At 74.0% G+C, this 4,536-nt stretch carries 3 protein-coding genes and 1 pseudogene; 1 reads left to right on the top strand and 3 read right to left on the bottom strand.

The annotated features are described in order from the left end of the window. Nucleotides 1–168: 168 nt before the first annotated feature. Both IH13_RS0117190 and IH13_RS37735 read right to left on the bottom strand, forming a co-directional pair. Nucleotides 169–675, bottom strand: a complete 507-nt coding sequence (locus tag IH13_RS0117190; RefSeq protein WP_031085391.1) for a MarR family winged helix-turn-helix transcriptional regulator — start codon at nt 673–675, stop codon at nt 169–171. After that, nucleotides 672–2,370: pseudogene (locus IH13_RS37735) on the bottom strand (FUSC family protein). The gene IH13_RS0117190 and the pseudogene IH13_RS37735 overlap by 4 nt, the downstream one beginning before the upstream one ends. Before the next feature lie 163 nt (nt 2,371–2,533). On the opposite strand from IH13_RS37735, the gene IH13_RS0117180 reads away from it, so the two are divergent. Continuing rightward, on the top strand, nt 2,534–3,295 hold the full coding sequence (locus tag IH13_RS0117180; protein ID WP_031085388.1) for a VOC family protein: 762 nt from the start codon (nt 2,534–2,536) through the stop codon (nt 3,293–3,295). Between the two features lie 176 nt (nt 3,296–3,471). Here the strand turns inward: IH13_RS0117180 and IH13_RS0117175 are convergent, their stop codons facing one another. Continuing rightward, nucleotides 3,472–4,329 carry an LURP-one-related family protein gene (locus IH13_RS0117175; RefSeq protein WP_031085387.1) on the bottom strand — a complete coding sequence of 286 codons (858 nt, stop codon included), beginning with the start codon at nt 4,327–4,329 and terminating at the stop codon, nt 3,472–3,474. Nucleotides 4,330–4,536: the final 207 nt, after the last annotated feature.

Below are 4,536 nucleotides of genomic sequence, written 5' to 3'. Positions count from 1 at the left end.
GGGGCGGGCCGCCGGAACCGGCTGGCGCTGAGCGCCTCCTCCCCCGCGGACCGGGGCACCGACGCGGCACTCGCCGAACGCGCCGAGCAGTTGCGGCAGTCGGCCGCGGCCGGGGCGGCGGCGGGGTGAGGCGAGGGCCCCGCCGACGGGGCGGAGGCCGCTCCCCGGTCAGCGGCGGGCTCCGCCGAGGCGGCCCTCCAGCTGGATCAGCAGCTCACCGAGCTGTCCGCTGAGGCCCTCGCGGCTCGACTCGTCGAGGCCGGAGAGCAGCGAGCGTTCGTACGCGAGCTGCTCCGGCAGCAGACGGTCCACGAGGGCACGCCCCTCCTCCGTGAGCCCCAGATAGGCGACGCGGCGGTCCCGTGCGTCACCGCGGCGGGCGATCAGTCCGCCGTCCTGGAGGCCGCGGAGCCGCTTGGTGACGGCCGCGCCGGAGGAGAAGGTCTCCCGGGCCAGCTCGCCCGGGGTGAGTTCCCTGCCGTTGCGGCGCATCGCCCCGAGCAGGTCGAATTCACCGCGGGTCAGCCCGGCGGCGCGCAGCGGCGCGTCCTCCGCCTGCTGGAGGAGGGCCGCGCAGCGGTTGATACGGCCGATGAGTTCCATCGGGCCGGTGTCCAGGTCAGGGTTGACGGCGTTCCACTGCCGTACCACCGCTGCCACGATGTCGTCGGTCACACCGCTCCGTTCGCCGGGGGCAGGGTGATCAGCCCCTGCCGTTGTGCTGTCGCCGCGAGCGTACGGTGTCCGGCCTGCTCGGCGGCGAGCATGTCCTCCTCGGGCAGGGCACGCTGCCACCACTCCCCCGCCGCGATGTCGCTCGCGTCGCGCAGTTCGACCAGGGACGAGGTCAGCCGCCTGCGGGCCGCTTCGAGTGTCAGCGGGTCGACGGCGGGCCCGGCCAGCAGCTGTTCGGCACGTTCGCGCGCCTCACCGGTCGCGGCCAGGGCCTTCTCGACGCGCCCGCCGGCCCGCCGGTTCGGTACGGCGAACACCGCGAGGAGCCCGGTGGCGGCACCGACGAGGGTGTCCAGGGTGCGGTCGCTGATCAGTTCCCAGGCGGGGTGGCTGCCGGCGAACTCCACGATGAGCAGGGCCATCGGGGTGACCGCGATCGAGCCGAGCCAGTAGTTGCGGGTGATCAGGGCCTCGGCGGCGAAGTTGAAGCACAGTACGCACAGCACCAGCGCCAGCGGGCTCAGCCGGGCCGCCGGGATGACCGCGGCGAAGACGAGCACCCCGACGAGGTTGCCGAACACGCGCTGGAGCGCCCGGCTCCAGGACTGGGTGGCGTTGGGCTGGTACACGGCGGCCGCGGTGACGATCGCCCAGTACGGGCGGCCCACACCGAGGGCGTAGGACAGGTATCCGGCCAGGGCGCAGCCGACCAGGGTGCGCAGCGCGATCGGCAGGACCGGGGAGCCGGGGGTGAGGGCGCGCAGGAGCCTCGCCCTCGCCTCGCGCCGTCCGCGCCGGTTGCGCTGCCCGGCCCGTTCCGCGTCGATGCCGAAGATCTGCTCGACCGTGCCGGGGGCCGGTGCGGGGCAGGGCACGGGGCCGTGGCCCCGGGTCTGCGCGGCCCATCGGGCCAGCTGGTCCGGGTCGGCGCCCCCGTCGCCGCCCGCCGTGGCGAGGGCGCGTTCGGCGTGGACCACGAGGCGTTCGAGCTCCCGCCGTCCGTACGGCGGGGGGGCGGCCGGCGGCGAGCAGGGACTGCCAGGCGGCCTGGACGGCCGCGGCCGCGGCGTGCCGGGTGCGGTGTCCGGGGTCGGCCGTGCAGGCCGCGGCGGCGTCGAGCGCACGGGCGGTGGCCCGGCGTTCGGGGCCCTCGCGGCGCCGTAGTGCGGGTCCGACCGTGACCAGCCAGGAGAAGGCGCCCGCGGCGAGTGCGAGGGCCAGGTGACCGGGTACCTGCCCGGGTTCCTGCGGGGCGAAGAGCGCCGCCGAGGTCACGAAGCAGAAGATCACGTGGCCCGGCGGCCCGATGCGGGTGGCGTCGCAGAAGGTCTTCTGCACGGCCGCCAGGACCGCGCCGACGGCGATCAGTACGGCGGTCGAGTCGGTGACCGCGGCGGTCACCAGGGCGACGGCGAGGCCCGCGACCATGCCGAGGACGACGCGGGCCACGGTGTGGGCGCGGCGGGCGTACGGCAGGTTGTGCCCGTAGAGGGCGCAGAGGGAACCGGCCATCGTGTACATCACGAGGTCGAGCCGGTCGAGCGAGTACAGCAGCAGGTTCGGCACACCCGAGGCGACGACCACGCTCAGGGCGGGCTTGAACCAGGTCTCGGCCGGGCTTCTCAGCCGGAGGGTGCCGCTCACCGGCAGCTTGGGGGCGGACGGCTTCCGGGGTCGCATGTCTGCATCACTCACTCATATACATTAGCAGGTGTTACACATGTAAAACACCTGCGAAGCGTCTGACGGTGACCGGTCCCGGGCCGCCCCCTCCGGTCGCCACCGCCTGCGGCCGGTCATAGCGTTCTGGACAACAGGGTAGGAACGTGTCCTGGCGCACGCCTCGGGAGGAAACGGCATGAAGCTCACCGAACCGGTACCCGGCGGCCCCTGCTGGGTCGAGCTGGGCACCCCCGACGTGGCCGCCGCCAAGACCTTCTACGCCGCGCTGTTCGGCTGGCGGCCGACGACCGATCCGCGCCCCGAGGCAGGCGGTTACACGGTGGCGCGCGTGGGCGGGGAGCCGGTGGCCGCCCTCAGCCCGGCCTACGTCCCGGACCAGCCGCCGGCCTGGACGGTGTCCTTCGCGACCGAGGACACGGACGGTGCGGTGCGGGCCGTGCGTTCGGCGGGCGGGACCCTGCTGACGGGGCCGGTGGACGTGTTCGACGAGGGCAGGTTCGCGGTCGTGGCCGACCCCTCCGGCGCGGTGTTCTCACTCTGGCAGGCCCGCGGTTTCGCGGGCGCGGGGCGGTTCAACGAGCCGGGCGCGCTGACCTGGGCGGAGCTGCGCACCGACGGCCCCGACCGGGCGCTGGACTTCTACCCGGCGGTGTTCGGCTGGACGGTCGACTCCACCGAGCGGTACACCCACTGGGGCGTGCGCGGTGCCGAGTTCGGCGGCCTGAAGGTGATCCGGGACGACGAGACGTCCGAGGAGCCGGTGACACCGCCCGGCTGGCTGCCCTACTTCTCGGTCGCCGACGTCGAGACGGCCGCCGCCACCGCGCTGGGCGCGGGCGGGGAGCAGATCGTCCCGCCGACGCCGGTCCCCGGCGGGCCGTGGGTCGCGGTGCTCCGCGACCCGCAGGGCGCCCCCTTCGGCATCCACACACCGTAGGGCGGGCCGGCACACCACCGACTGCCGCGTCCCCGGCCCTCATGGGCGGTACACCTCGCCCGGGGCGCGCGAGCCGGAGCGTGCAGGCCCGGGGCGCGCGAGCCCGGAGCGTCCGCAAGCGGCACCGGACGGGCTGTGGACCGCCCGACCCGGCCGACGCCGCGAGGGCCTTCGGATCAGCCGAGGCCGCGGGCGTCCTGCTTGAGCGCGGTGTCCACGGTCAGGGCCGTCGCCACCACGAGGCTCAGCAGCGGCTCGGGCAGCTGGTAGTGGATCTGCAGGACGTAGTTGTCCGCCGTGGTGAACATGGTCTTCGCCAGGCCTTCCCAGGTCTTGGTGATCCGGGCGACCTCGGCGTCGTTGTGGTCGACGACGGCGAAGTTCCAGGCGCGCCAGTTCTCCGCCTTGATCGCACCGACCTGCTGCCCGTTGGCCATGATGGCGAAGTTGATCTTGCCGATGGCGTTCTGCTGGACGATCTCCCCGACCGTGCCGCCGTCCGGGCGCTCCACGATGACCCGGGACTTGATGAACTTCGCGGGCCGGGTCAGGATCAGCTGCGGCCGGCCGTGGGCGTCGCGGATCTCCAGCCGGTGCGTGAGGTACTGGTCGATGCTGGAGACGAACCGCAGCACCTTGCGCAGGGCGCTCTGGCCGACCTGGACGACCGAACCGACGGTGGCGCCGTGCTGGTCGAAGACGCGGTACTCGTTCGTGACCTCGATCAGCTTCGCCTTCTGGTTCACGATGAGGACCGGCTGGTCGAACAGCGAACCGGAGCTGACGGGACCCTGCTGGGCCGGCACCTGCTGGGGGGCCGCCGGGTGCTGGGGGGCCGTCTGCGCGAAGGACGCCGGCTGCGGGACCGCGGCGGCCTGCGGCCCGCCGGGTACGGCCCCCTGGGCGGGCGCCGCCTGGCCCTGGGCCGGATGCGTGTGCTCGGTCCACCGCGAGCCGTCCCAGTAGCGCAGCAACTGGGGTGCGCCGTGGGGGTCCGGATGCCAGCCCGCAGGTACGTTCGATTGCGTCGTCACCGGGGCACACTATCCCGCCCGTCTGTGGGCGCACACTCTTTGAAAGTTCACACACCGTACGATGGGCCGATGACCGGACCGGGTGAGCACGCGTATCGGCGGCGGGGCAGGGTCTTGAGCGCCCCGCTGCCCGCCGTGCTGGGCTGGGTCCTGGCGCTGGCCGCCGTGTTCTGCTGCTGCTCCCCCGCCGTGCCGGCGGCGCCGCAC

The sequence above is a fragment of the Streptomyces sp. NRRL WC-3549 genome, from assembly GCF_000721935.1.
GTDB lineage: Bacteria > Actinomycetota > Actinomycetes > Streptomycetales > Streptomycetaceae > Streptomyces.
The sequence above is the reverse complement of the archived record's forward strand: the minus strand, read 5'-3'. Positions and strand labels throughout refer to the sequence as shown.